The following is a 23,566-nucleotide window of genomic DNA, read 5'->3' as shown; positions in this document are numbered from 1 at the left end:
GATGTTAAGCATGAACGCGACGACCACCGATCCTCGGGCCACCCAAGGGGTGGGCTTCGGCCTGGCCGCCTACCTGATGTGGGGCTGTTTTCCGCTGTTCTTCGCGCTCTTCGAGGGCGTCCCGGCCTATGAGATCCTCGTGCACCGGGTGCTGTGGTCCTGCGTGTTCCTGGCCGGCGTGGTGACGCTTCTGCGCCGCTGGCGACCGGTGACCGAAGCGCTTGCTCATCCGCGCCGCCTGGGGCGCGTGCTGGCCTGCGCGGTACTGATCGCCGCCAACTGGGGACTCTACATCTATGCCGTCGAGTCCCACCAGGTGCTGCAGGCGAGCCTCGGATACTTCCTGACGCCGCTGGTCAACGTGGCGCTTGGCATGCTGGTGCTGCGCGAGCGCATGAGCCGCCTGCAGGGCCTGGCCGTGGCGCTGGCCGGCGGCGCCATCGCGCTGCAGGTGGCGCTGATCGGCGCCTTGCCGTGGATCAGCCTGGTGCTGGCCCTGACGTTCGGCACCTACGGCCTGTTGCGCAAGCAGGTGCCGCTGGACGGCCTCTCGGGCCTGTTCGTCGAAACGCTGCTGCTGATGCCGCTCGGCCTGCTGGCCCTGGCGGGGCTCCAACAGGCCGGCATGTCGCACTTCCTGGGCGAGCCACGCACCACCTGGCTGCTGGTGGCCAGCGGCGTGATCACCGCGCTGCCCCTGCTGGCCTTCGCCGGCGCCGCCCGCCGCCTGCGCCTGGCCACCTTGGGCTTTCTGATGTACCTGAATCCCAGCCTGCAGTTCCTGCTCGCCCTGCTGGTCTTCGACGAGCCCCTGGACCCGATACGCCTGGGCACCTTCATGCTGATCTGGGTCGGGCTGGCACTCTACAGTTGGACGCTCTGGCCACGGCGAACGGTATCCGCGGCGCAACGCTGATCATGGTGAGGTGGGCGACCCGGCCCGGCGTCCGAGATCTCGGGATCACGCTCGCGGCATGGACATGGGTCGGCTAATCTCCCGACATGATCGTCGACCCTCCCCCCTCAGGCGCCCCGCTGCTGCTCGTGGGCGCCGGCCATGCGCACCTTCACCTGATCCGCCAACGCCGGCAGCTGCCCGCGCAGCGGGTCATACTGCTCGATCCCGGTGGCTTCTGGTACTCCGGCATGGCCAGCGGCATGTTGGGGGGGCAGTTTATGCCACAGGCCGATCGCCTCGACCCAATGCAACTGGCCCGGCGCCATGGCGTGGAAGGCATCCGTGGCCGGCTGTCGGGGCTGGACCTGGATCGACGCGAGGCCCTGCTGGCGGACGGACGCCGACTGGCCATCGCTGCCACCTCGCTGAACCTGGGATCGACGCTGCACCTCCCGGCTGCGCATCCCGAAGGCCCCGCCCTGTGGCCGGTCAAGCCGATTCCGCGCCTCCTGGCACTGCGGCGCCATTTGAGTCGGGCGTTCGATAGCCACCAGCGGCTCCACCTGGTGGTCGTGGGCGGCGGCGCCAGCGGCATCGAGGTGGCCTGCCAGCTACGCGCCTTGGCGGAGCGCCACGCCGCCACCCCCGAGATCCGCCTGCTGACCCGTGCGCCGGCACTGCTGCCGGGCGCCCCAAGGGGCGCCGTCAACTGGCTGAGACGCCGGCTCGCCAGGCGCCGCATTACCGTCATGACCGGGCTCGAATGCTGCGGGCCTACCCGCGGCGGCGTGATGGTGGCGTCGCCGAACCAGCCCTGGGGCGAAGACAGCTACCGGTTCCTGGCCGCGGATCATGTCGTCCATGCCACCGGGCTGTCGCCTCCCGACATCGTCGAACGGCTCGGACTGCCGACCCTGCCCGACCGCGGCCTGGCGATCACCGCCACCCTGCAGAGCCCGGCGGCTTCCTGGGTCTTCGCCGCCGGCGACTGCGCGGCCATGATCGATCATGAGCTGCCGCGACTCGGCGTCTACGGAGTACGTCAGGCGCCGGTGCTGCTGGCCAACATCGCCGCCTATCTCCAGGGCAGCGAACTACACCCTTATCATCCCCAGCCTCGTGCGCTGTCGATCCTCGACCTCGGCGATGGCCAGGCGCTGGCCATTCGTGGACGCTACTGGTGGGGAGGACGCCTGGCCTGGTGGTGGAAACGCCAGTTGGACGAGCGCTTTCTGTCGGCCTACCGCTGAGCCCACGCCGCATCGCTCAGGCCTTCACGGGATGTATCGAAGCCGTCGATCGTTTAGTCTGAAGCAACAGACTGACAGCCGCCTGACCACGACGGGCACCGGATGCTCAAACGCTACCTGCCGATCCTCGCCTGGCTTCCCCATTACAACCGCCGCTTGTGCGGCGCCGACCTGCTGGCCGGCCTGATCGTCACCATCATGGTCATTCCCCAGTCGCTGGCCTATGCCCTGCTGGCCGGACTGCCCGCCGTGGTCGGCCTCTATGCCAGTATCCTGCCGCTGGCGGCCTATGCCCTGCTCGGTACCAGTCGTACCCTGGCGGTCGGCCCGGTAGCCATCATCGCGCTGATGACCGGCGCGGCCCTGTCGGGCGTAGCGCCGCCGGGCAGCCCGGCCTACCTGGAGGCCGCCCTGGTGCTGTCGCTGCTCTCAGGCGCCATGCTGGCGGTAATGGGCGTGCTGCGCATGGGCTTCTTCGCCAACTTCCTCAGCCATCCGGTGATCGGCGGATTCCTCTCCGCCTCGGGGCTGCTGATCGCCATCAGCCAGCTCTCCCACCTGCTCGGCGTCGACGCCAGCGGCTACACCGCCTTCGCCTTGCTGACCAGCCTGTCGCGCCACCTGCCGACGCTGCACTGGCCGACCCTGGCCGTCGGCGCCGGCAGCCTGATGTTTCTGGTCGCGGTGCGACGCTGGGGACAGCCGGCGCTGCGGGCCATCGGCCTGCCCCGGGGGCTCGCCGCCCTGATCGCCCGCGCCGGACCGGTGTTCGCGGTGATCGCCACCACGGCGCTGAGCGCCTGGCTCGACCTGGCCGAACATGGAGTGGCAGTGGTCGGCACCATTCCCGGGGGGCTGCCGCCGCTGACCCTGCCCGGCTTCGATGGCCCGCTGTGGCGCCAGCTGCTGGTGCCGGCACTGCTGATCAGCGTGGTGGGCTTCGTTGAATCGATTTCCATGGCGCAGATGCTCGCCGCCAAGCGCCGCGAGCGGATTTCACCCAACCAGGAGCTGATCGGACTGGGCGGCGCCAACCTGCTGGCGGCCGTCTCCGGCGGCATGCCCGTCACCGGCGGCCTGTCTCGCACCGTGATCAACTTCGAATCCGGCGCCCGCACCCCCATGGCCGGGCTGTTCGCGGCACTCGGCATCGGGCTGGTGACCCTGGCGTTGACCCCACTGCTTGCCCACCTGCCAGTGGCCACCCTGGCGGCCACCATCACCGTGGCCATCCTGACCCTGGTCGACGTACCGCTGATCCGCCGGACCTGGCGCTACTCGCGCAGCGATTTCTCGGCCATGGCGCTGACCATGGCGTTGACCCTGGGGGAAGGCGTCGAAGCGGGCATCATCGGGGGCGTGCTGCTGTCGATCATGCTGTTCCTGTACCGTACCAGCCGCCCGCACAGCGCGGTGGTCGGCCGTATTCCGGGCACCGAGCACTTCCGCAGCGTGACCCGCCACGACACCGAAACGGTCAGCCACCTGGCTCTGCTGCGGATCGATGAAAGTCTCTACTTCGCCAACGCCCGCTACCTGGAAGACACCCTCTACGCCCTGGTGGCGAGCCGACCGGAGCTGGAGCACGTGGTGCTGATCTGCTCGGCGGTCAACCTGATCGATGCCTCGGCCCTGGAAAGCCTGGATGCCATCAACGCCCGTCTCAAGGACTCCCGGGTCACCCTGCACCTCGCCGAAGTCAAGGGCCCGGTGATGGACCAGCTCAAGAAGAGCAGCTTCCTCGACGACCTCGCCGGGCGCGTCTTCCTCAGCACCTATTCGGCCTGGAGCGAGCTCAGCCGGCCGTCGTCCTGACGTGCCGAAGGCCGGCACCCGGCCGGCCTTCGGGCAGCGGGTACCGCTGGTTCAGGGCATCATCACCCGGTCGATGACGTGGATCACGCCGTTGGCCTGGGCAACATCGACGATGGTGATATCGGCGCTGTGGCCCTGGGCATCCATCAGCATCAGGTTGTTGCCATTCGGCACCACCGTCAGCCGCTCGCCCTGCACGGTCTCGAAGCTTGCCGCATCGCCGCGCTCCATGACGGCCTCATGCAGATCCTCGCTGGTCAGTCGGCCAGGCACCACATGGTAGGTAAGCAGCGCCTGCAGCTTGTCGCGATTCTGCGGCTCGAGCAGCGACTGGACGGTGCCATCGGGCAGACGATCGAAGGCGGCATCGACCGGCGCAAAGACGGTGAAGGGACCATCGCCCTTCAACGTGTCGACCAGCCCCGCCGCCTGGACGGCGGCCACCAGGGTCTCGTGGTCGGCAGAATTCACCGCGTTCTCGACGATATTGCGCTCGGGCAGCATCGACGCCCCGCCAACGCTGGTCGGACCATGGTCGGCCTGGGCCTGACCCGCGGCCAGGGCCGCCGTGCACAGGAAGCTACAGAGGAAACGATTAAGGGTATTCATGGCGATCTCTCCTTGTCGGGATGTCGCCTTCCATCGGGAAGGCTCATGGAGGAATACGCATCCGGACGCGAGATGGATGCAGCAACGGTGCGTTGACGGCCCGAGGTTTACTCCCGGTCCCCCACCCGAGACCATCAAGGGCCTTCGCCCCCAGCCCAAGGACGCGGCATGAGTGATCCGTCACAACGACTCCTCGACGATCTCGCCGGCTGTGCCCGAGGCGAGCATCGCGCCCTGTCCCGCCTCTATCGCGCCACCAGTGCGCGTCTGTATGCGCAGCTGCTGCGTATCGTCAGGGAAGAGACGGCCGCCCAGGACTGCTTGCAGCAGGTCTACCTGCGCGCCTGGCAGTCGGCCGACCACTATGATCCCGATCGCGCTCGGCCGATGACCTGGCTGTCCACCCTGGCCCGCAACGTCGGCATCGACTGGCTGCGTCGCCGCCGGCCCGAAGGGGACGAAGCCGCGGTGGACGCCCTCGACGGCGGCCACCGGCCGGAGGACGATAGCGTGGCCCTGCAGAGCGCCCAGGCATTGCACGATTGCCTGGCGGTCCTCGGCCAGGAGCAGCGCCAGGCCATGGAGCTCGCCTATTTCCAGGGACTGACCCACGGCGAACTGGCCGAACGAGTGGCCCAGCCGCTGGGCACGGTGAAGAGCTGGATTCGACGCGGACTCGAGAGGTTGAAGTCATGCCTGACCAATGGGATCTGAGCCGCCCCGACGAGCGCCATCTGGCGGCAGGAGAGTACGCCCTGGGCGTGATGTCCGCGGACGAGCGGGCACGCTTCGAGGCACTGCTGGCGGTCAGCCATGACGTGCAGCGCGACCTCGCCGACTGGCGGGAACGCCTGCAGCTGTTCAACGAGCAGTTGGACCCGGTAACGCCTCCTGACTCGGTGTGGCGGGCAATCGCCGAACGCACCGGCGCCGCGCGCTGGCGTTCGCTGGCGCTGTGGCGCGCTCTGGCCGGCGGTTTCGCCGTGCTGGCGATGGCGTTTTCCCTGCTGTGGCTCGCGCCTTCCGCCCCGTCGCCGGACGAGGCCGCCGTCTACGTCGTGCTCGACGAGTCGCGCAACCCGGATTGGATCATCAGCGCCACCGAAGAAGGAGCGCTGCGAGTACGCGCCGTGCAGCCGCACCGCGTGGGGGCCGACCAGACCGGCGAGCTGTGGCTGGTCGCCGACGGCACACCGATCTCGCTCGGCCTGCTGCCCGAGCGCGGTACCCGGCTGCTGAGGCCCGACGCCGCCCTTCGCGAGCGGCTGATGACCGCTGACCTGGCGGTGAGCGTCGAACCCGAGGGCGGCGCCCCCGAGGGCAAGCCCAGCGGGCCGATCATCGATCATGGTCGGCTGACGCCGGTACGCGGCGCCAGACTGCGCTTTTGAGCTCAACGCTCGCAGAAAATATCCACTATCTGCCGGGATGACGATCGTCTTGGGAAGTGGCCACGATTCTCGAGAGTGGCGATGATCGGGTATCATGATCGCCCATTCACGGGAACGGCCACACCATGGACAGCACGCCCAAGCAGAATCTCGGCATCAGCGCCTACAGCTGGCTCAAGCACGACATCATCCGCGGGGTCTTCCAGCCCGGCGAGAAGCTGCTGATGAGCCGGCTGAAGGAACGCTACGACCTGGGCATCGGCCCGTTGCGCGAGGCGCTGTCCCAACTGGTCGCCGAACGCCTGGTGGTGGCCATCAGCCAGCGCGGCTATCGCGTCGCCACGATGTCCCGGGAAGAACTGGCCGATCTCTACGATGCCCGCGCCCAGTTGGAGGGGCTGGTGCTGGAGCTGGCCATCGAGCGCGGCGACGATGCCTGGGAGGCCGACATCCTGGCCAAGGCCCACACCCTGGCCAAGGTCATGGAAGTCCACTCCGCGGAGGAGATGCTCGACGTCTGGGACGCCCGTCACAAGGCGTTCCATACTGCCATCGCCGCCGGCTGCAACTCTCCCCACCTGATGCAGCTGCGTCAGCATCTGTTCGATCAGGTCGAGCGCTATCGTCACCTGTGGCTATGCGAGACGGTATTCTCCGAACAGGCCCTGGAGAGCAAACGCCAGGAGCATGCTGCCCTGGTCGAGGTCATCCTGGCACGTGATACCGAGCGAGCCCGCCACATGATGCGCGACCACCTGATGACGCCGGTACCGATCATCCTCGACGTCATGCAGCAGCGCGGCCTGGCCTGAACGCCAAACCGCCGCCGCCATTCCTCGCCGGCGCCATGGCCAGCGACGCAGTCCGGCTGAATCCGGCACGCCGATGTCGTTCACCGTCATGATCCTGTCACGGCGCGATGCGACACTCCGAATAGCCCATAGAGGAGTGCTCGCCATGCCCATGCCCCACTTGCTGCGCCTGACCCGCGACCAGGAGATGCGCCTCGACCGTCTCGCCGAGCGCTGCAACCTGTCGCGCAGCGAACTTCTCGAACGCCTGGTGGCCGAGGGACTGGCCAGCCTGGAGACCGAGCTGATGATCGAAGGCGCCGGCCTGCGCCGGGCCGAGCGCAGCATCGACCAGCTGCTGCGCGAGAGCGGGCTGGGGGCCTGAGCTGCGGGCTTCAGGCGAAGAGGCGGCGAAAACGACGGTACTCGTCCAGTGCCCGCTCGGCCGACACCGCCGTCAGGCGTACCTCCCGGCCGGGCAGGCACTGGGCCAGACGCGCGCAGGCCAGCGGCGTCAAGGCCCCGAGACGAGGATAACCGCCGATGGTCTGGCGGTCGTTGAGCAGCGCGATGGGCTGGCCGTCCGGCGGCACCTGTACGGCGCCCAGCCCCAGGCCCTCCGAGATCATGCTCGTCAACCGGCAGTGCAGCCGCGGCCCCGTGAGCCGCACGCCCATGCGGTCGGCCCGATCGTCGACCGTCCAACGCCGGTTGAAAGCCGCGAACAGGCTTGCACCCTCGAAGTCGGCGATCTGGGCGCCGGGCATCAGGGCCAGTCGCGGCACGGCCTCATAGTCAGGGCGGTGCTCGCCCGGCACCTCCGCCGCGCCGCTACCCTGCCCCGCCTCCGGAGCGACGGCCAGAAGATCCTCGGCGGCCAGCGGCCGTCCGCGCCCGTCGTGCCCCCCCAGGCCCTCGCGTGACACGGCGCTGATGCTGCCCAGCACCGGCGCGGCGCGAAAGCCGCCGGCCACGGCCAGGTAGGCACGCAGACCGCTGATCGGCTGGGCGAAACGAAGGATCTGGCCGGAGCGCATGGAGAAACGCCGCCAGCACGCCAAGGGAGCATCATCCAGCGTCGCGCCCAGGTCGGCACCACACACCGCCAGGGTCAGGTCTCGCTCGGCTTCGAGCGTCAGGCCGCCGAGGGTCACCTCCAGGGCCGCCGCGCCCCAGGCGTTGCCCGCCAGGCGATTGGCCCAGGCCCAGGCATGCAGGTCGACGGGCCCGCCCTGGGTCACCCCCAGTCGACGCACGCCGAAGCGACCGGCATCCTGAAGCAGCCCCAGTGGACCGGCTCGTACCACGCGCAGCCCCGTCACCGAATCGCTCATCGTCCCGCCTCCATGGGGCGCGGATCGCCGCCCAGCCGCTCGAACTCGTCCCGCGTCACCGCCACGAAACGCACCCGGTCGCCCAGCGCCAGCAGGCCAAACCCCTCGCGGTCTCGATCGAAGAGTCGTGCCGAGGTGCGCCCGATCAGGTTCCAGCCGCCCGGCGAGACGGCCGGGTAGGCGGCGGTCTGACGCCCGGCGATACCCACGCTGCCGGCGGGTACCTTCTTGCGCGGCGTCTCGAGTCGAGGGCATTCGAGGCATTCCGCCACACTGCCCATAAAGGCGAACCCCGGCGCGAAGCCCAGCGCATAGACCCGGTAGGTGGCCCCGGCGTGGCAGGCAACGATATCGGCCACGCTCATCCCTGCCCGTTCGGCCAGCCGCGGCAGCTCCGGTCCCATCCGCTCGTCGTACCAGGTCGGCAGCTCGCGCAAGGGCGCCTCGCGATCCGCGTCATCGTGGGGCGTCAGGCTCGCCAGTACAGCGGATAGGCGCTGCCGTGCCTCGGCGGGCGTCAGCGCGAGCGGGTCGAAGACCACCAGCAGGGTGGTGTAGGACGGCACCAGGTCGACCAGCGCCTCGCCGAAGGCGGTCTCGCAGTCGCGCACCAGGGCCGTCAGCCAAGGCAGGTTGGCCTCGTCGATGGCCTCGAACAGCCGGACCAGCCAGCCGTCCAGGCCGGCCGCTTCCAGGCGTGGCAGCGTCCGGCCAGCCATCAGGAGGCCTCCGGCTCGTGCAAGGCTGCACGGATGGCCCGTATGGCGGCGATCGATTCGGCGTTGTCGCCGTGCACGCAGAGCGTGTCGGCACGCAGCACCAACTCGCTGCCGTCGCGGGCGATCAGCGGCAGGCCGCGGGCGATGCGCCGCGCCTGGTCGACGATCGTCTCGGGATCGTGATGCACCGCCCCCGACTCGCGCCGCGAGACCAGACGCCCCTCGGCATCGTAGGCGCGGTCGGCAAAGGCCTCGAACCACAGGGTGACGCCGTGCTCGGCGGCCAGGGCCTCGGCCTGAGAGTTGTCGCGGGTGGCCATGACCATCAGCGGCAGCTCGGGATCGAAGGCGACCAGCGCCCGCATCACGCCGGCCAGAACCTCCGGGTCGCGCATCATGTCGTTGTAAAGCGCCCCGTGGGGCTTGATGTAGCCGAGCGACAGGCCTTCGGCGCGGCACACGCCCGCCAGGGCCCCGGCCTGATACAGCACCAGGTTCTCGATCTCTTCCGGCGTACAGGCCATGGAACGCCGGCCGAAGCCCACCATGTCGGGATAGGCCGGGTGCGCTCCCACGGTGACGCCGTGCTTGCGCGCCAGGCGCACCGTCATGCGGATCACGTCCGGATCGGAGGCATGGAACCCGCAGGCCACGTTGGCCAGGTCCACATGCGGCATCACCTCGGCATCCATGCCCATGGTCCAGGCGCCGAAGCTTTCGCCCATATCGGCATTGAGCAACAGGGTCTTCATAGGCACCTCGGCTGAAACGTTTGGTCGGCCATAACCTATCAGGGTGCCGACGCCATGACATCCCCGACGCCGACGGCACAGCGTTGACTCACGCCGCCGTCGCCGCCGAGGTCTTCGCGGCCGCAGCCGCTATGCTCAGGGCATTGTCATGTCATTCGACAGCGCTCGAGACCAAGCGACGTCGATAGCAACGACATTTCCCGCACCGACCCGCGAGAGGATTCGCCCATGACCCTGCGTCACGCTCTGCCCCGCCTGGCCACCGCCGCCGTGCTCGGCGCCGGCCTCGCCACCCAGGCCGTCTCGACCCAGGCCGCCACCGAGTGGGACATGCCCACCCCCTACGGCGACCGCACCTTCCACACCGTCAACATCCGAGAGTTCGCCGACGACGTGCGCGAGGCGACCGACGGCGAGCTGGACATCACCGTGCATTCCAACGGATCGCTGATCGGCCACGCCGAGATCAAGAACTCGGTGCGCCGCGGCATCGTGCCGATCGGCGAGCTGATCATGTCGCGACTGGCCAACGAGAACCCCATCTTCGAGGTCGACTCCGTACCCTACCTGGCGGCCAGCTACGACGACGCCCAGGCCCTGTGGGACGCCTCCCGCGAGGTCATCGCCGAGGAGCTGTCCGCCCAGGGCCTGCGGCTACTGTTCGCCGTGCCCTGGCCACCCCAGGGCATCTACACCAAGCAGCCGATCGAGGCCCCGGAGGACCTGCAGAACCTGAGCATGCGCGCCTATAACGCCGCCAGCGAACGGCTCGCCCAGCTGGCCGGCGCGGTGCCCACCCAGGTCGAGGTCCCGGACATTCCCACCGCCTTCAGCACCGGGCGGGTGGACGCCATGATCACCTCGCCGGCCACCGGCGCCGACACCAAGGCCTGGGATTACTTGAGCCACTTCAACCACGCCCAGCTGTGGCTGCCCAAGAACATGGTGATCGTCAGCGAGCGGGCCCTCTCGCAGCTCGACGACGCCACCCGGCAGGCGCTGCTGGACGCTGCCGACGCCGCCGAGCAGCGCGGCTGGGAAATGAGCCGCGAGGAGACCGACGAGGCGCTGAAGGTGCTGCAGGAGCATGGCATCGAGGTGTCCACGCCAACGCCGGCGCTGGCCGCCAAGCTCGAGGAGATCGGCACCACCATGACCGAGGAATGGGCCGAGCGCGCCGGCAAGCAGGGCGCCGCCATCCTCGAGGCCTATCGGGCTTCCAAACAGTAGAACGCCAACCGCCGGGCTCGGGAAGCCCCCGGACCCGGCGTCGAGGACCATGACCATGACCTATCGGCTCAGGCCCCTCTACATACTGGGGGGCTATCTCTCGGCCACCTGCCTGGTGCTGATCTGCGCCCTGATTACCGCGCAGATCATCGGTCGGATCGTCGATCTCGTGGCCACCGCCCTGGGCGGCGAGCGCATCGGCCTGGCCATTCCGGGGCTGGCCGAAATCTCGGGGTTCCTGCTGGTCGGCGCCACCTTTCTGGGGCTGGCCTATACCTTCATCCACGGCGCCCACATACGCGTGACCCTGCTGATCGGCCGGCTGCCGGCCCGGCGGCGGGTCTACGTCGAGGCCGCCTGCCTTAGCGTGGCACTGGCACTGTGTCTCTACCTGACCTTCTATACGTATCGACTGCTGGCCGACAGCATCGCCTTCGGCGAGACCTCCTACGGCCTGTTGAGCATCCCGCTGTGGCTGCCGCAGTCGGCCATGCTGGGCGGCATCGTGCTGCTGTGCCTGGCACTGGGCGAGGCCTGGTGGCAGGCCCTCGCGGCCGCGGCGCGCCACCCGGAGGCCTTCACCCTCGACGACGGCAGCCCGGAATGAGGCATTCGCCATGCTGATGCTGACCACCACCCTCTTCGTCACCCTGCTGGTACTGCTGGGCAGCGGCGTCTGGGTGGCTTTCTCGCTGCTCGGACTGGGCTGGCTGGCGCTCAGCCAGTTCACCAGCATTCCCACCGGCGACGTCATGGCCTCCGACATCTGGGGCGCCAGCTACAGCTGGGAGCTGACCGCCCTGCCGATGTTCATCTGGATGGGCGAGATCCTGTTCCGCTCGAGGCTGGCCGACGACATGTTCACCGGACTCTCGCCCTGGATGCAGCGCATCCCGGGCCGGCTGTTGCACACCAATGTCATAGGCTGCGGGCTGTTCGCTGCGGTCTCGGGCTCCTCGGCGGCCACCTGCGCCACCATGGGCCGCATGACCATCCCCGAGCTCACCCGGCGCGGCTACGACGAGCAGTTGGTGATCGGCACCCTGGCCGGCTCGGCCACCCTGGGCCTGCTGATCCCGCCGTCGATCATCCTGATCGTCTACGGCGTGGCCACCGACCAGTCGATCGCTCGGCTGTTCATCGCCGGCATCTTACCCGGGCTGCTGCTGATCGGCCTGTTCGCCGGCTACCTGATGCTGTGGGCCTGGCGCCACCCCGATCGGGTGCCGGCAGCCGATGCCCGGGTGCCTTGGGGCGAGCGCCTGCGTCGCTCGCGTCGCCTGATCCCGCTGCTGGCATTGATCGTGGGCGTGATCGGATCCATCTACGCCGGCCTGGCCTCGCCCACCGAGGCCGCCGCAGTGGGCGTGGTGCTGTCGCTGCTGCTGGCCAAGGTGCAAGGCAGCATGAACCGCGAGGTGTTCCGCGACGCCCTGCTCGGCGCGGTGCGCACCTCGTGCATGATCGCCTTCATTCTCGCCGGCGCCTCCTTTCTCACCGCCGCCATGGGCTTCACCGGGCTCCCCAGCGACCTGGCGGCCTGGATCGGCACCCTGGGGCTGTCGTCGATGCTGCTGCTCGCGGCGTTGACGCTGCTGTTCATCCTGCTGGGCTGCTTCCTGGACGGCATCTCGGTGGTGGTGCTCACCACCTCCATCCTGTTGCCCATGGTGGAGGCCGCCGGCATCGACCTGATCTGGTTCGGCATCTACCTGGTGATCGTGGTGGAAATGTCACAGATCACTCCGCCGATCGGCTTCAATCTGTTCGTGCTGCAGGGCATGACCGGCCGCGACATCCTGAGCATCGCCCGGGCGGCGCTGCCGTTCTTCTTCCTGATGATGCTCGGCGTACTGCTGATCGGCGCCTTCCCGGAGATCGCCACCTACCTGCCGAGCCTGATGGGTAACCGCTGACGGCGCGGTTCCGTCATTCCGCCCCGGCCTCCCGCCGAGCCGCCGTCAGGGCGGCCCTCGGGTCGCGAGGGTAGAATCGCTCCGGCTGGCGCGCCACGTGGGCGAAAACGCGAGTGTCCTTGTAGGGCATCTTCATGAAACCCGAGACCCCGAGCCCCTCGATCAACCCCACGGCGTCGAGGATGTCGTCGAGGCAGCGACGGAACTCGGCCTCCCGCGACGGGTCGAGCAGCCGGTAGTGGCTGTGGATCTTGAGGTGCTCGGGCAATGCCTCGAAGATGATCATCCCGGTATGGTGAATGTCGTTGAGCGCCTCGAGCGAGGTGATGATGGCCTCGGGCAACACCAGGAATTCCTCGGGATCCGGGCCGTCCTCGAAGTAGCTGTGCAGCCGCGAACGGTCCTCCAGTTCGGGCACCGCGCTGACCTCGTACTCGAGCCGCAGGTCCGGGGTAATCACGAAGGGCCTGTCCGGGCCCTCGCGCTCGAGGTGCAGGGTGTCGCGGGCGTTGAACAGGCAGCTCTTGAAGATGCCGCGGCGATGGATGGCCCGGGCCAGGGTCACCATGTTGTTGACCGCCGCCACGAAGGCCGGCTTGAGGGTCGGGTCGTGCAGGTTGAGCGAGGAGTCGAAGTAGACGCCGTCGACCTCCCAGCGCACCGCCAGACCGCCCACCACCGGATACTTGCCGAGCCGGCTCACCGCCGCCAGGAAGGCCTTCTCGGTCTCGCCCATGCCTTGCATGAAGTTCTTGTAGTAGCGATCGAGCTGAACGTCGTTGACGTCGTTGAGGGTCTCGCGGACGCCCTCCTCGCGCAGGAAGGACTTGCGCGAGCTATAGACCACAGTGTCGATTTCGCGATCGGCGGGCCGGGTCCACACCGGCACCAGCGGGGATTCCGGCGGGCTTGGCAGGTCGAGCATCACCAGCTTGCCCAGCCGCGGCATCTCGCGGATGAAATGGTCGCCGGCCTTGAGGCGCACCCGCGGGTCGGGATCGAGCATGCCGTCGAGCATGCGGGCGAACTCCATGGGCAGGCCGAGCGAGGTGGCCGGCATGGCCCGGTGCCCGAAGCGGCACGACTGCGCCGACGCCAGGGCGTAGAGGGTGCCCGCGGCGCCCTGCTCGTCGAAGCGCGGCGACGACAGCGCGCCGTTGAGCTGGTCGTCGCCGATGAAGTAGACGTCGCCCAACCGGGCGTTGGTCTGCTGCAGGTTGTCCGACATCAGTTCCATGACGTTGGCGGCCACGAACTGCTGGTTGGCATCGAGCTGGGCAAACACCGAGGAGCCCCAGTCGATCAGCGCAACGGTCTCGTCACGCTCGTCGAACACCAGGTTGGAGGGCTTGATGTCGCCATGCACCACGGGCTTTCCCGAGGGCCCGGACTCGCGGCGCAGGGCACGCAGGATATCGGCCAACTGGTCGGCGATGCGCACGATCAGCCGCGGCGGCAGCCGCCCGTCGCGCAGCGAGACCTCCTCCAGGTTGTCCCCGGGAGCCCGCTGCATGACCAGGATCGACTGGTTGCGAACCCGCTGGAAGACGATCAGCCGCGGCACCCGGGGATGGGCGACCTGCTCCAGCATGAACGCCTCTTCCTCGAGGCGGTCCTGCAGGTGCTGGGGCAGGTTGACCCGGGTGAACTTGAAGACGTACTCCTCGCCGGTGGCGGTGAGCCCGGCGAACACGAAGCCGTAGGCGCCCTTGCCGATCAGCTCGATGCGCCGATAGCCCAGCTGCTCGAGCTGGGCCCGGCACAGCGCCACCCACTCCTTGAGCTTGCGCGCATCGTGGTGGCTCAGCAGGTAGACCGACTGGTCTTCCGGGATATAGAACTGCTGCAGCGGCGCCTGGGTCATGTCATCGATCTGCCTTCAGCGGACGCATCGCGGCCCCGGACGATGCCGCCGCGTGATCCGAGCATCGCGGCCACGCGGCGGCAGCGACTCAGGAAAGCTCCAGTAGCATGGTCTCCGGCGCTTCCAGATAGCCCTTCCAGGCATTGCAGAAGCGGGCGATGGTGCCGCCGTCGAGCAGGCGATGATCGCCGGCCCAGGTCACGGTCATGATCGCCCGCCGGGTGAGCTCGCCGGCCGCGTCGAAGCGCGGCAGCCACTGGCTCTTGCCGATGGCCACGATCGCTACCTCCGGAGCGTTGATGATCGGCGCGGCATAGGTGCCGCCCAGGGCGCCGATATTGGAGATGCTGATGGTGCCATCCCGCAGGTCGGCCTGGGCGACCCGGCCTTCCCGAGCCTCGCCGGTGAGGCGCTGGATCTCGCGGGCCACGTCCAGCAGGCTGCGCCGCTCCACGCCCTTGACGTTGGGGACCATCAGGCCCGCCTTGCCGTCCACCGCCATGCCGATGTTGCAGCTCGGCAGGTAGTGGATCTCGTCGGCGGCCTCGTTGAGCCGGCTGTTGAGCAGTGGGAACTCCTGGATCGCCAGCGCCATGGCCTTCATGAAGAACGGCATCAGGGTGAGCCGGGTGTCCCTGGCCTCGGCGCGGGGCTTGAGGCGCTCGCGCAGCGCCAGCAACTCGGTGACGTCGATCTCCTCGCCATACTGGAAGTGCGGGATGGTCGAGGCCGAGGCCACCATCTGCCGCGCCATGGCGGCACGCACGCCGCGCAGCGGCTCGACGCGCACCTCTCCCGGCCCGGTGGCGGCCGGCATCGCCTCGGGGGCTGGCCTGGCCGGCGCGGCGGCTGAACGCGCCGCGCCGCCCTCGACGAAGGCCATCACGTCGGCCTTGAGCACCCGACCGTCCTTGCCGGAGCCGGGGATGTCCTCGAGGCGCAATTCGTGCTCGCGCACCAGACGACGCACCGCCGGACTCGCCGGAATGCGGCCGTGGGGGCCCTTGCCCGCCCCACCCGACGGCGCCTGGCGAGGCGCGGCCGGCTGGGCCCTGGGCGCCTCGGCGGTCGACGCACCGCTCGCCGCCGTCTGGTCGGACGCCTCGGCCTCTGGCGCGGCGTCTTCGGGCACATAGGCAAACAACGGAGCATGGACCTTGGCGGTCTCACCCTTGGCCACGTGCAGTCGGGTGACCCGGCCGGCCTCGGGGGCGGTGATCTCGACCATCGCCTTGTCGGTCATGACGTCGACCACCGGCTGGTCCTCGGCGAGCGTCTCGCCCTCGGCCACCCGCCACTCGACCACCTCGCACTCGACGATGCCTTCACCGATATCCGGCAGGATAAAGTCCTTCGCGGCACCGCCAGCGCCTGCCGGGGAAGTTTCGGGCTCGCTCCCGGCCTTGGCCGCCGGCGTCGCGCTTGACGAAGCCTCGTCGATCCCGCCAGCGGCCTGGCCCTCGGCCTCATAGGCGAACAGCGGCGCATGCACCTTGGCGATCTCGCCCTTGGCCACGTGCAGCCGGGTGACCCGGCCGGCCTCCGGCGCGGTGATCTCCACCAGCGCCTTGTCGGTCATCACCTCGACCACCGGCTGGTCTTCCTCGATGGCATCGCCCTCGGCGACCCGCCATTCCACGACCTCGCACTCCACGATACCTTCGCCGATATCGGGCAGCTTGAACTCGGTCATCATCTCTCTCCCGTCCTGATATCGGTCGTCAGTAGTTCACGCTTTCGCGAATGGCCTCGAAGACCTTGAGGTGGTCCGGCAGATACTCCTTCTCCAGGGTCAGCGGGAAGGGCGTATCCAGGCCAGTCACGCGCATGATCGGCGATTCCAGGTACAGGAAGCAGCGCTCCTGGATGGTGGCGGCGATCTCGCCGGCGAATCCGCCGGTCAGCGGCGCCTCGTGGGTCACCACCAGCCGGCCGGTCTTGAGCACGGACTCGGCCACGGTGTCGGCGTCCCAGGGCAGGATCGAGCGCAGGTCGATGACCTCGCAGGAGATGCCCTCCTTCTCGGCCAGCTCCACCGCCTTGTCGATGACCTCCATCTGGGCGCCCCAGCCCACCAGGGTGACGTCGCCGCCCTCCTTGGTGACCTCGGCCTCGCCCAGCGGCAGCTGGTAGTCCTCCTCGGGCACCTCGCCGGTGGACGCCCGATAGAGCCGCTTGGGCTCGAAGAACAGTACCGGGTCCGGATCACGGATCGCCGCCAGCAGCAGCCCCTTGGCTTCGTAGGGGTTACGCGGCACCACGATCTTGAGCCCTGGCGTATGGGCGAAGTAGGCCTCCGGCGACTGGGAGTGATAGTGGCCGCCGGAAATGCCGCCGCCGTAGGGCGCGCGAATGGTCAGCCCGCCGACGTTGAACAGGTCGCCGGAGCGATAGCGGAACTTGGCGGTCTCGTTGACGATCTGGTCGAAGGCCGGAAAGATGTAGTCGGCGAACTGGATCTCCGCCACCGGCACCGAGCCCTGGGCGGCCAGGCCGTTGGCGAAGCCGATGATGCCCTGCTCCACCAGCGGGGTGTTGAAGCAGCGCGCCTTGCCGTAGCGCTCCTGGAGATGGCTGGTGGCGCGAAAGACGCCGCCGAAGCCGCCCACGTCCTCGCCGAAGCACAGCACCTTCTCGTCCTCGGCCATGGCGATGTCCAGGGCGTTGTTGATCGCCTGCAGCATGTTCATGGTCGGCATCTCAGGACTCTCCCTCGTCGTTGGCGTCGGGTCGGCTCACCTCGGGGTCCAGGAAGCGCGCGCCCCTGGGATAGGCATCGGGGTGGCGGCGAATATGCGCCTTGAGGGCATCGAGCTGCTGCTGCAGGGCCGGGGTGACCTCGGCGTAGACGTCGCTGACCAGGGTATCCAGGGCGGGCGGCGGCCGCTTCTCGGCACGCTTCATGGTGTCCAGCACCTCGCGCCGCAGTTGCTCCTGGAGCGTCTTCTCCTCGTCGTCGTCCCACCAGCCCTGGGCGTTCATCCAGCGCTGCATGCGCAGGATCGGATCCTTCTCCCGCCAGGCCTCCTCCTCCTTGCGCGAGCGATAGCCGGAGGGATCGTCCGAGGAGGAATGGGCGGCCAGGCGGTAGGTCATGGCCTCGATCAGCACCGGCTTGTTGTGCTCGACGGCGATGCGTCGCGCCTCCTGGGTGGCGCGATGCACCGCCAGGATGTCGTTGCCGTCGACGCGGATCACGTGCATGCGATAGCCGAAGGCCCTCGGCGCCACGCCGTCGGCGGCGAACTGCTCGATGGCCGGCGTGGAGATGGCATAGCCGTTGTTGCGGCAGAAGAAGATTACCGGCACCTCATGCACCGCGGCCATGTTCAGGGCGGCGTGGAAGTCTCCCTCCGAGGCGGCCCCCTCGCCGAAGAACACCAGGGTACACAGGCCCTCGCCGGCCAGCTTCTGGCCATAGGCGTAGCCGGCGGCCTGGGGAATCTGGGTGGCCAGCGGCGAGGAGATGGTCATGTAGTGCAGCTTGCGCGATCCGTAGTGGATCGGCATCTGTCGGCCCTTGCCGTAGTCCAGCTCGTTGCCGAACAGCTGGTTCATGAACTCGTCGAAGCTGAAGCCACGGTAGACCAGGGCCCCCTGCTCGCGGTACTGGGCCATGATCATGTCGGCATCGTCCAGCGCCGCGGTGGCGCCGATCACGGCGGCCTCCTCGCCGGTGCACTGCATGTAGAACGACAGCCGCCCCTGGCGCTGGGCGGCCATCATCCGCTCGTCGAGCACCCGCGTGGCGATCATCGCCCGGTAGATGGCGCGGGCCTGGTCGCGATCCAGCGTCGGCGCTTCGGCCCCCTCGTGGAGAGTGCCCTCCTGGCTGAGGACGCGGTAGGTGGGAATGCTGAACTCGTCCCCGGCCAGGAATTCCGGCGCGTGGATGTCTCGCGTTGTGGTCATCGTCATGATCCTTACCCCTTTTGGGGGCAGTGTTGTCTCTATTCTTTCGGATCGCCAGGGGATTGCCCCGACGCCGATCAACGCACACCTTTGACGTTAACGTAAACTGCGATTCTTGGATAGTCCCCGATGGGCCGCATGCCGTCTCTTCATCGCCTGCGCTAGCCGGTCGACGCCGCCGGCTGCAGACGGGCAAAGACGCTATCGACGGTGAGCGCCAGCAGACCGATCAGCAGCGCCCCCTGGAGCACGTAGGCGGTATTGCCGTTGACGATGCCCGAGATGATGGGATCGCCCAGGTTGCTGGCCCCCACGGTGGCGCCGATCGCCGCGGTGGCGATGTTGATGGTGACCGAGGTGCGGATGCCGGCCAGGATCACCGGCGCGGCCAGCGGCAGCTCCACCTGGCGCAGCAGCTGGCCACTGGTCATGCCCATGCCACGAGCCGCCTCGCGCACCCCGGGATCGATGCCCTGGAGCCCCGCCAGGGTGTTGCGCACGATCGGCAGCAGGCCGTAGAGCAGCAGTGCGACGATGATCGGCAAGGTGCCGAAGCCCAGCACCGGCACCGCCAGCGCCAGCACCGCCACCGGCGGGAAGGTCTGGCCGATGGAGGCCAGCTGGGCGACCAGCGGCAGGAAGTCGCGCCCGGCGCGTCGCGTCACCGCCACTGCCGCCCCGACGCCAATGACCACCGCGGCAAGCGCCGCCACCCCGACCACCAGCAGGTGACGGCCGAGCAGGGTCAGGAAATCGGCGCGCGCGTAGATGACGCTGCGACTGTCGGTCTCGACCAGGCGAAACAGGCCCTCGAGATGTTGCATGCCCAGGCAGGCGCCCAGCAACAGGCCGCCCCACAGCAGCGGCGTGAGCCAGCGTCGCGCACCACGCACCGCGACATCACTTGCCGCCTCAGTCATGGGCCTTGGCCCCCACCAGCTTGCGCAGCGACAGCTCGCCGACCGGCATGTCCTCGTCGTCGACCACCGCCAGGCGCTCGGCATGGCGCCACAGCATGATCGATAGCGCCTCGCGCAGCGAGGCATGCTGGGAGACGCGCTCTCGGGGCAGCAGTCGCGGGCTGAGCGGCAGCATGCGCTCGCTGACCGATAGCAACGCCGCTTCCTTGAGGCCGCGATCCTCGCCGCCGAGCAGCGACTCGACGAAATCGTCGGCGGGCTCGCGCAGCAGCTCGAGCGGGTGCCCCTGCTGCTTGATGCGACCCTGATCCATGACCACCAATCGGTCTGCCAGGCGCAGCGCCTCGTCCATGTCATGGGTGACGAAGACGATGGTCTTCTGCAACCGGGACTGGAGATCGCGCAGCTCTTCCTGCAGGGTCTCGCGGGTGATCGGATCGAGCGCCCCGAAGGGCTCGTCCATGAGCAGGATATCGGGATCGGCGGCCAGCGCGCGTGCCACCCCGACCCGCTGGGCCTGGCCGCCGGAGAGCTGGCGTGGATACTTGCCGGCAAACTCGCCCATGGGCAGGCCAAGCATCGCCATCAACTCCTCTACCCGCTCGCGAATCCTCGCCTGGGGCCACTTGAGGAGCCGGGGCACCAGCCCGATATTGCGCTCCACGGTCCAGTGCGGAAACAGGCCGGTGCTCTGGATGGCATAGCCCATGCGCCGGCGCAGCGACTCCTCGCGAAATTCACGGATCTGCTGGCCATCGATATGGATCTCCCCGTCGCTGTGCTCGATCAACCGATTGATCATGCGCAGGGTCGTCGACTTGCCGCATCCAGAGGTCCCCACCAGCACGCACAGTTCACCGCGCTCCACGCGCAGCGAGATGTCGTCCACCGCGGTCGTCTCGCCGAAGCGCTTGGTCACGTGGATGAGTTCGATCATGTCGCCCCTCCCGGGCGCAGCAGGTCGGTCAGGGCGCCCAGCAGGGCATCGGCGACGAGCGCCATGACCAGGATCGGCAGGGCCCCGAGCAGCACCAGGTCCATGGCGGCCTGCCCAAGGCCTTGAAAGATGAAGGTGCCGAGACCGCCGGCACCGATCAGCGCGGCCACGGCGGTGAGCCCGATCGCCTGCACCGTGGTAATGCGGACCCCCTCCAGAATCACCGGCAGCGCCAGCGGCAACCGCACCTGGCGAAACACCTGGGCCCGGCTCATGCCCATGCCACGGGCGGCGTCGATGACACCGGGGTCCACTTCATCGAGGGCCACGTAGGTATTGCGCACCATGGGCAGCAGGCTGTAGCCGACCAGCGCCAGCAGCGCCGGCGCCCAACCGATGCCGCTGACCCCCAACGCCGCCAGCCAGCCGACATGGGCCGACAGCCAGGCCAGCGGGGCCAGCAGCAGCCCGAACAGCGCCAGGCTGGGAATGGTCTGCAGGAAGTTGAGCACCGCGAATCCCAGGGTGCGAACCCGCTCCCAGCGTCGCATGGTCAGCGCCAGGCACACGCCGAGCACCAGGCTGATGCCCACCGCGGCGCCGACCAGCAGCAGGTGCTCGCCGATGGCGGCGATGAAACCCGCGCTGCGACCCTGGAACTCCTGGCGCAGCGCCAGCGGCTCGAGCCCGAACGTCAGCCAGGCGACCAGGCTCACCAGCGGTGCCAGCAGCAGCGACCACCCCAGCGGGCGCGACAGCGACAGGCGCGTGCGCAGCTCGATCATCGCCAGCAGCAGCAGGAACAGCGCGACCCAGGCGCCGGCGCCGACGCCCATGCGCGCCTGGGGAAGGTCGGCGTCGACCAGCCTGGCCGCCGCCAGGGCCAGCCAGGCCGGCAGGGCCGCCAGCATGACCACCACCAGCGCCAGCGCCAGGCGCAGCCGCTCGCGCGACGGTCGCCAGGCCAGCCACAGTACGGCCAGCATCGGCAGCAGACTGATCGCAAGCCCCGGCAGGCCGGCGACGTCCCAGGCGGCATGTCCCTGCCCCGGCACGATGCGATTGGGTGCCACGCTGACCGCATCGAGCCCCAGCCAGCCGGCAAGCGTCGCCAGCAGCAGGCTCACCAGTACCACATTGGGGCGAGACGCGTCCCTGCTCACGATGGCCTTGATCCCCCCAACGCTCATTCGTCCAGGGTATCGAGGAAGTCGCTGGCCACCTTGGCCGGGTCAAGGCCGTTGACGGCCACGTCGCCGTTGAGGCGCTGCAGGGTATCGCGGTCCAGGGCCTCGAAGACCGGCGCCAACAGCGTCTCGATTTCGGGATGGGCCTCGAGGACGCTGGCACGCACTACCGGCGCGGGCTGGTAGACGGGCTGTACGCCCAGAGTGTCGTCCATCACCACCAGGTCCAGCGCCTTGAGTCCTCCGTCGGTGCCATAGGTCATGGCGGCATTGACGCCGCTGGTCTGCTGGGCGGCAGCACGCATGGTCGCCGCAGTGTTGCCGCCGGACAGCACCAGCAGCTCGTCGTCGGAGAGCTCGAAGCCATAGGCCTGCTGGAAGGCCGGCAGCGCCTGGGGCGACTCGACGAATTCGGCACTCGCCGCCAGCTTGAAGTCGCCGCCCTCGTTCAGGTAGCCCGCCAGGTCCTCGAGACTGGTCAGGCCATGCTCACGGGCCAGCTCGCCGCGCACGCTGATCGCCCAGGTATTGTTGGCCTCGGCGGGCGTCAACCACACCAGATCGTTGTTCTCGAGATCCTTCTGCTTGACGGTGTCGTAGGCCTGCTCGGCGTCCTTCCATACCGGGCTGTCGGCCATGTCGAAGAAGAAGGCACCGTTGCCGGTGTATTCGGGATACAGATCGATCTCACCGGCGGTCAAGGCGCCGCGCACGATGCTGGTACCACCCAGCTGCAGGCGGTTCTCCACCTCGATGCCGCCGGCTTCCAGGCGCTGGAGAATCAGCTGGCCCAGCACCGAGCCCTCGGTATCGATCTTGGAAGCGACCACCACCGGCGCTCCCGAATCCTGGGCCTGGGCCGTGGCCAGGGACATCAAGGTGCCGGCCGCCACGGCGGCGAGCCGCGTCAATGCTGGCTTCATGGTTACCACCCGCTTCCTTGTTGAATGTATGCTGATTATAAGGCCCGTACAGCTTGGCTGTCAGAACGGCATCTCAACGCCCGGAACCCGAACGTATGCCGCCATTCCACGACGATCACCTCGCCTGGCGCCATCCCCTGGTACGGGATCTGGCCTGGTTGCTGCAGGCCCCCGACCTGCTCACGCTGGAGCGGCCCGGTCGCCCTGCCCCCGCGGAGCTTGGCCTGGCTGACAATGAGGCCCTGGCCGACTACCTGGGGCGGCTGGAGGCTGCCCCCGAACGACTGGAACGTTACCTCGGCGGCACCCTGCAAGGCAGGATGGGGCATTATCACGAACGCCTGTGGCAGTTCCTGCTCGACACCGCGCCGGGCACCCGCCTGCTGACCCACAACCTGGCCATCCTGCGGGATCGGCGCACCCTGGGTGAGCTCGACATGCTCTACGCCGTGGCAGCCGATCCCACGCCGGTGCATTTCGAAGTCGCCATCAAGTACTACCTGGGGCTTCCCGAAGGGCCGGGCGACGAAAGCGACCAGGCGCGCTGGATCGGTCCAGGCGGCCTGGACAGCCTGGCCATCAAGCGCCGTCATCTCGAGACGCATCAGCTGCCGCTGGCTCACACCCAGGCGGCCCGCGAAGCACTGGCCGAGCGCTTGGGCGCTCCGGTTCCCCACCTCCGGCAGCGCCTGGCCATGCCTGGCGTGCTGTTCTATCCCTGGCACGCGCCACTGCCCTCGCCTCGCGCCGCCAATACCGATCACCACCGAGGCCGCTGGCTGCACTGGCGAGACTGGCCGCAGCTGCGCGCGACGTATCCACGCACCGCCAGCGGCGTCTGGCTATGCAAGCCCCATTGGCTGGCCCTCCCTCATCCTCAGCGTCTGCCCCCGCTGGAGGTGCTCGAACACCGGCTGCGAGCGCACTTCGCCAGCGGCGGCGCACCGGTCCAGCTGGCGTTGAGACACTCGAAGGACACGGCAGCCGCCTGGCAGCGGGTGTTCTTGGTCGATGACCACTGGCCAAGACAGATGCCTCTGCCGCCCGCCGAGACATGAAATGCCCGGCACTCGGCCGGGCGCTCAGCGTTGGCAGGAACCTCGAGGGCTATCGACCGC

At 68.6% G+C, this 23,566-nt stretch carries 23 protein-coding genes; 11 read left to right on the top strand and 12 right to left on the bottom strand.

Annotated features, from left to right (window positions below; genetic code table 11):
* Nucleotides 1-10: 10 nt before the first annotated feature.
* The 3 genes from rarD to FHR96_RS08495 all read left to right on the top strand — a co-directional run bounded on the left by rarD (nucleotide 11) and on the right by FHR96_RS08495 (nucleotide 3,963).
* The gene (gene rarD / locus FHR96_RS08505; RefSeq protein ID WP_183387242.1) at nucleotides 11-916 is read left to right on the top strand and encodes an EamA family transporter RarD; all 906 of its coding nucleotides are present in this window, start codon (nucleotides 11-13) and stop codon (nucleotides 914-916) included.
* Between the two features lie 86 nt (nucleotides 917-1,002).
* Complete coding sequence (locus FHR96_RS08500) at nucleotides 1,003-2,148, top strand: NAD(P)/FAD-dependent oxidoreductase (RefSeq protein ID WP_183387241.1); 1,146 nt, start codon at nucleotides 1,003-1,005, stop codon at nucleotides 2,146-2,148.
* Between the two features lie 102 nt (nucleotides 2,149-2,250).
* Nucleotides 2,251-3,963 carry a SulP family inorganic anion transporter gene (locus tag FHR96_RS08495; protein WP_183387240.1) on the top strand — a complete coding sequence of 571 codons (1,713 nt, stop codon included), beginning with the start codon at nucleotides 2,251-2,253 and terminating at the stop codon, nucleotides 3,961-3,963.
* Between the two features lie 51 nt (nucleotides 3,964-4,014).
* On the opposite strand, the gene FHR96_RS08490 is transcribed toward FHR96_RS08495, so the two are convergent.
* The gene (locus FHR96_RS08490) at nucleotides 4,015-4,572 is read right to left on the bottom strand and encodes a fasciclin domain-containing protein (protein ID WP_183387239.1); all 558 of its coding nucleotides are present in this window, start codon (nucleotides 4,570-4,572) and stop codon (nucleotides 4,015-4,017) included.
* Nucleotides 4,573-4,740: 168 nt separating this feature from the next.
* Between FHR96_RS08490 and FHR96_RS08485 the strand changes: the two genes are divergently transcribed.
* From FHR96_RS08485 to FHR96_RS08470, 4 genes are all read left to right on the top strand, one after another.
* Nucleotides 4,741-5,286: a sigma-70 family RNA polymerase sigma factor gene (locus tag FHR96_RS08485; RefSeq protein WP_183387238.1), complete on the top strand. Its 546-nt coding sequence runs from the start codon at nucleotides 4,741-4,743 to the stop codon at nucleotides 5,284-5,286.
* Nucleotides 5,265-5,963 (top strand): anti-sigma factor, encoded by a 699-nt coding sequence (locus FHR96_RS08480; RefSeq protein ID WP_183387237.1) that lies wholly within the window; start codon nucleotides 5,265-5,267, stop codon nucleotides 5,961-5,963. The genes FHR96_RS08485 and FHR96_RS08480 overlap by 22 nt, the downstream gene beginning before the upstream one ends.
* Nucleotides 5,964-6,088: 125 nt before the next feature.
* Entirely contained in the window at nucleotides 6,089-6,775 is a 687-nt protein-coding gene (gene csiR / locus FHR96_RS08475; protein WP_183387236.1) for a DNA-binding transcriptional regulator CsiR, read from the top strand.
* Nucleotides 6,776-6,920: 145 nt separating this feature from the next.
* On the top strand, nucleotides 6,921-7,139 hold the full coding sequence (locus FHR96_RS08470) for a DUF1062 domain-containing protein (RefSeq protein WP_183387235.1): 219 nt from the start codon (nucleotides 6,921-6,923) through the stop codon (nucleotides 7,137-7,139).
* Nucleotides 7,140-7,149: 10 nt separating this feature from the next.
* Here FHR96_RS08470 and FHR96_RS08465 read toward each other — a convergent pair whose 3' ends face one another.
* The 3 genes from FHR96_RS08465 to FHR96_RS08455 are packed head-to-tail and all read right to left on the bottom strand — an operon-like array spanning nucleotide 7,150 to nucleotide 9,559.
* Nucleotides 7,150-8,088 carry a 5-oxoprolinase subunit C family protein gene (locus FHR96_RS08465; RefSeq protein ID WP_183387234.1) on the bottom strand — a complete coding sequence of 313 codons (939 nt, stop codon included), beginning with the start codon at nucleotides 8,086-8,088 and terminating at the stop codon, nucleotides 7,150-7,152.
* Nucleotides 8,085-8,807: a 5-oxoprolinase subunit PxpB gene (gene pxpB / locus FHR96_RS08460; RefSeq protein ID WP_183387233.1), complete on the bottom strand. Its 723-nt coding sequence runs from the start codon at nucleotides 8,805-8,807 to the stop codon at nucleotides 8,085-8,087. The genes FHR96_RS08465 and pxpB overlap by 4 nt, the downstream gene beginning before the upstream one ends.
* Nucleotides 8,807-9,559 (bottom strand): 5-oxoprolinase subunit PxpA, encoded by a 753-nt coding sequence (locus FHR96_RS08455; RefSeq protein ID WP_183387232.1) that lies wholly within the window; start codon nucleotides 9,557-9,559, stop codon nucleotides 8,807-8,809. Before FHR96_RS08455 ends, pxpB begins: the two co-directional genes overlap by 1 nt.
* A 228-nt stretch (nucleotides 9,560-9,787) precedes the next feature.
* Here FHR96_RS08455 and FHR96_RS08450 point away from each other — a divergent pair, with 228 nt between their 5' ends.
* Genes FHR96_RS08450 through FHR96_RS08440 form a run of 3 tightly spaced genes read left to right on the top strand, consistent with a single transcriptional unit; the run spans nucleotide 9,788 to nucleotide 12,705 of the window.
* The gene (locus FHR96_RS08450; RefSeq protein WP_183387231.1) at nucleotides 9,788-10,789 is read left to right on the top strand and encodes a TRAP transporter substrate-binding protein; all 1,002 of its coding nucleotides are present in this window, start codon (nucleotides 9,788-9,790) and stop codon (nucleotides 10,787-10,789) included.
* Between the two features lie 49 nt (nucleotides 10,790-10,838).
* Nucleotides 10,839-11,396: a TRAP transporter small permease gene (locus tag FHR96_RS08445; RefSeq protein ID WP_246392863.1), complete on the top strand. Its 558-nt coding sequence runs from the start codon at nucleotides 10,839-10,841 to the stop codon at nucleotides 11,394-11,396.
* 10 nt (nucleotides 11,397-11,406) lie between these two features.
* Entirely contained in the window at nucleotides 11,407-12,705 is a 1,299-nt protein-coding gene (locus FHR96_RS08440) for a TRAP transporter large permease (RefSeq protein ID WP_183387230.1), read from the top strand.
* Between the two features lie 13 nt (nucleotides 12,706-12,718).
* Here the strand turns inward: FHR96_RS08440 and FHR96_RS08435 are convergent, their stop codons facing one another.
* From FHR96_RS08435 to osmF, 8 genes are all read right to left on the bottom strand, one after another.
* Nucleotides 12,719-14,569: a protein kinase domain-containing protein gene (locus tag FHR96_RS08435; RefSeq protein ID WP_183387229.1), complete on the bottom strand. Its 1,851-nt coding sequence runs from the start codon at nucleotides 14,567-14,569 to the stop codon at nucleotides 12,719-12,721.
* 88 nt (nucleotides 14,570-14,657) lie between these two features.
* Complete coding sequence (locus FHR96_RS08430) at nucleotides 14,658-16,262, bottom strand: dihydrolipoyllysine-residue acetyltransferase (protein ID WP_183387228.1); 1,605 nt, start codon at nucleotides 16,260-16,262, stop codon at nucleotides 14,658-14,660.
* Nucleotides 16,263-16,290: 28 nt separating this feature from the next.
* Nucleotides 16,291-17,268: an alpha-ketoacid dehydrogenase subunit beta gene (locus tag FHR96_RS08425; RefSeq protein ID WP_183387227.1), complete on the bottom strand. Its 978-nt coding sequence runs from the start codon at nucleotides 17,266-17,268 to the stop codon at nucleotides 16,291-16,293.
* A gap of 1 nt (nucleotide 17,269) precedes the next feature.
* The gene (locus tag FHR96_RS08420) at nucleotides 17,270-18,487 is read right to left on the bottom strand and encodes a thiamine pyrophosphate-dependent dehydrogenase E1 component subunit alpha (RefSeq protein ID WP_183387226.1); all 1,218 of its coding nucleotides are present in this window, start codon (nucleotides 18,485-18,487) and stop codon (nucleotides 17,270-17,272) included.
* Nucleotides 18,488-18,642: 155 nt separating this feature from the next.
* Nucleotides 18,643-19,401, bottom strand: a complete 759-nt coding sequence (locus FHR96_RS08415) for an ABC transporter permease (protein WP_183387225.1) — start codon at nucleotides 19,399-19,401, stop codon at nucleotides 18,643-18,645.
* Complete coding sequence (locus tag FHR96_RS08410) at nucleotides 19,394-20,338, bottom strand: ABC transporter ATP-binding protein (protein ID WP_183387224.1); 945 nt, start codon at nucleotides 20,336-20,338, stop codon at nucleotides 19,394-19,396. The genes FHR96_RS08415 and FHR96_RS08410 overlap by 8 nt, the downstream gene beginning before the upstream one ends.
* Nucleotides 20,335-21,528 carry an ABC transporter permease gene (locus FHR96_RS08405; protein ID WP_183387223.1) on the bottom strand — a complete coding sequence of 398 codons (1,194 nt, stop codon included), beginning with the start codon at nucleotides 21,526-21,528 and terminating at the stop codon, nucleotides 20,335-20,337. The genes FHR96_RS08410 and FHR96_RS08405 overlap by 4 nt, the downstream gene beginning before the upstream one ends.
* Nucleotides 21,525-22,448 (bottom strand): glycine betaine ABC transporter substrate-binding protein OsmF, encoded by a 924-nt coding sequence (osmF, locus tag FHR96_RS08400; RefSeq protein WP_183387222.1) that lies wholly within the window; start codon nucleotides 22,446-22,448, stop codon nucleotides 21,525-21,527. Before osmF ends, FHR96_RS08405 begins: the two co-directional genes overlap by 4 nt.
* Nucleotides 22,449-22,543: 95 nt before the next feature.
* Between osmF and FHR96_RS08395 the strand changes: the two genes are divergently transcribed.
* The gene (locus FHR96_RS08395) at nucleotides 22,544-23,506 is read left to right on the top strand and encodes a DUF1853 family protein (RefSeq protein WP_183387221.1); all 963 of its coding nucleotides are present in this window, start codon (nucleotides 22,544-22,546) and stop codon (nucleotides 23,504-23,506) included.
* Nucleotides 23,507-23,566 lie beyond the last annotated feature (60 nt).

Source organism: Halomonas organivorans (genome assembly GCF_014192055.1).
Lineage (GTDB): Bacteria > Pseudomonadota > Gammaproteobacteria > Pseudomonadales > Halomonadaceae > Halomonas > Halomonas organivorans.
This window is presented reverse-complemented; position numbering and strand designations above follow the sequence as displayed.

Excerpts from the sequence above, each read along its gene's own strand:
- csiR (WP_183387236.1), top strand. The coding sequence starts at position 6,089 with ATGGACAGCACGCCCAAGCAGAATCTCGGCATCAGCGCCTACAGCTGG.
- FHR96_RS08490 (WP_183387239.1), bottom strand. The coding sequence starts at position 4,572 with ATGAATACCCTTAATCGTTTCCTCTGTAGCTTCCTGTGCACGGCGGCC.
- FHR96_RS08430 (WP_183387228.1), bottom strand. The coding sequence starts at position 16,262 with ATGACCGAGTTCAAGCTGCCCGATATCGGCGAAGGTATCGTGGAGTGC.
- FHR96_RS08465 (WP_183387234.1), bottom strand. The coding sequence starts at position 8,088 with ATGAGCGATTCGGTGACGGGGCTGCGCGTGGTACGAGCCGGTCCACTG.
- FHR96_RS08500 (WP_183387241.1), top strand. The coding sequence starts at position 1,003 with ATGATCGTCGACCCTCCCCCCTCAGGCGCCCCGCTGCTGCTCGTGGGC.
- FHR96_RS08415 (WP_183387225.1), bottom strand. The coding sequence starts at position 19,401 with ATGACTGAGGCGGCAAGTGATGTCGCGGTGCGTGGTGCGCGACGCTGG.
- FHR96_RS08495 (WP_183387240.1), top strand. The coding sequence starts at position 2,251 with ATGCTCAAACGCTACCTGCCGATCCTCGCCTGGCTTCCCCATTACAAC.
- FHR96_RS08405 (WP_183387223.1), bottom strand. The coding sequence starts at position 21,528 with ATGAGCGTTGGGGGGATCAAGGCCATCGTGAGCAGGGACGCGTCTCGC.
- FHR96_RS08440 (WP_183387230.1), top strand. The coding sequence starts at position 11,407 with ATGCTGATGCTGACCACCACCCTCTTCGTCACCCTGCTGGTACTGCTG.
- FHR96_RS08485 (WP_183387238.1), top strand. The coding sequence starts at position 4,741 with ATGAGTGATCCGTCACAACGACTCCTCGACGATCTCGCCGGCTGTGCC.
- FHR96_RS08445 (WP_246392863.1), top strand. The coding sequence starts at position 10,839 with ATGACCATGACCTATCGGCTCAGGCCCCTCTACATACTGGGGGGCTAT.
- FHR96_RS08420 (WP_183387226.1), bottom strand. The coding sequence starts at position 18,487 with ATGACGATGACCACAACGCGAGACATCCACGCGCCGGAATTCCTGGCC.
- osmF (WP_183387222.1), bottom strand. The coding sequence starts at position 22,448 with ATGAAGCCAGCATTGACGCGGCTCGCCGCCGTGGCGGCCGGCACCTTG.
- FHR96_RS08470 (WP_183387235.1), top strand. The coding sequence starts at position 6,921 with ATGCCCATGCCCCACTTGCTGCGCCTGACCCGCGACCAGGAGATGCGC.
- pxpB (WP_183387233.1), bottom strand. The coding sequence starts at position 8,807 with ATGGCTGGCCGGACGCTGCCACGCCTGGAAGCGGCCGGCCTGGACGGC.
- FHR96_RS08395 (WP_183387221.1), top strand. The coding sequence starts at position 22,544 with ATGCCGCCATTCCACGACGATCACCTCGCCTGGCGCCATCCCCTGGTA.
- FHR96_RS08450 (WP_183387231.1), top strand. The coding sequence starts at position 9,788 with ATGACCCTGCGTCACGCTCTGCCCCGCCTGGCCACCGCCGCCGTGCTC.
- FHR96_RS08455 (WP_183387232.1), bottom strand. The coding sequence starts at position 9,559 with ATGAAGACCCTGTTGCTCAATGCCGATATGGGCGAAAGCTTCGGCGCC.
- FHR96_RS08480 (WP_183387237.1), top strand. The coding sequence starts at position 5,265 with ATGCCTGACCAATGGGATCTGAGCCGCCCCGACGAGCGCCATCTGGCG.
- FHR96_RS08435 (WP_183387229.1), bottom strand. The coding sequence starts at position 14,569 with ATGACCCAGGCGCCGCTGCAGCAGTTCTATATCCCGGAAGACCAGTCG.
- rarD (WP_183387242.1), top strand. The coding sequence starts at position 11 with ATGAACGCGACGACCACCGATCCTCGGGCCACCCAAGGGGTGGGCTTC.
- FHR96_RS08425 (WP_183387227.1), bottom strand. The coding sequence starts at position 17,268 with ATGCCGACCATGAACATGCTGCAGGCGATCAACAACGCCCTGGACATC.
- FHR96_RS08410 (WP_183387224.1), bottom strand. The coding sequence starts at position 20,338 with ATGATCGAACTCATCCACGTGACCAAGCGCTTCGGCGAGACGACCGCG.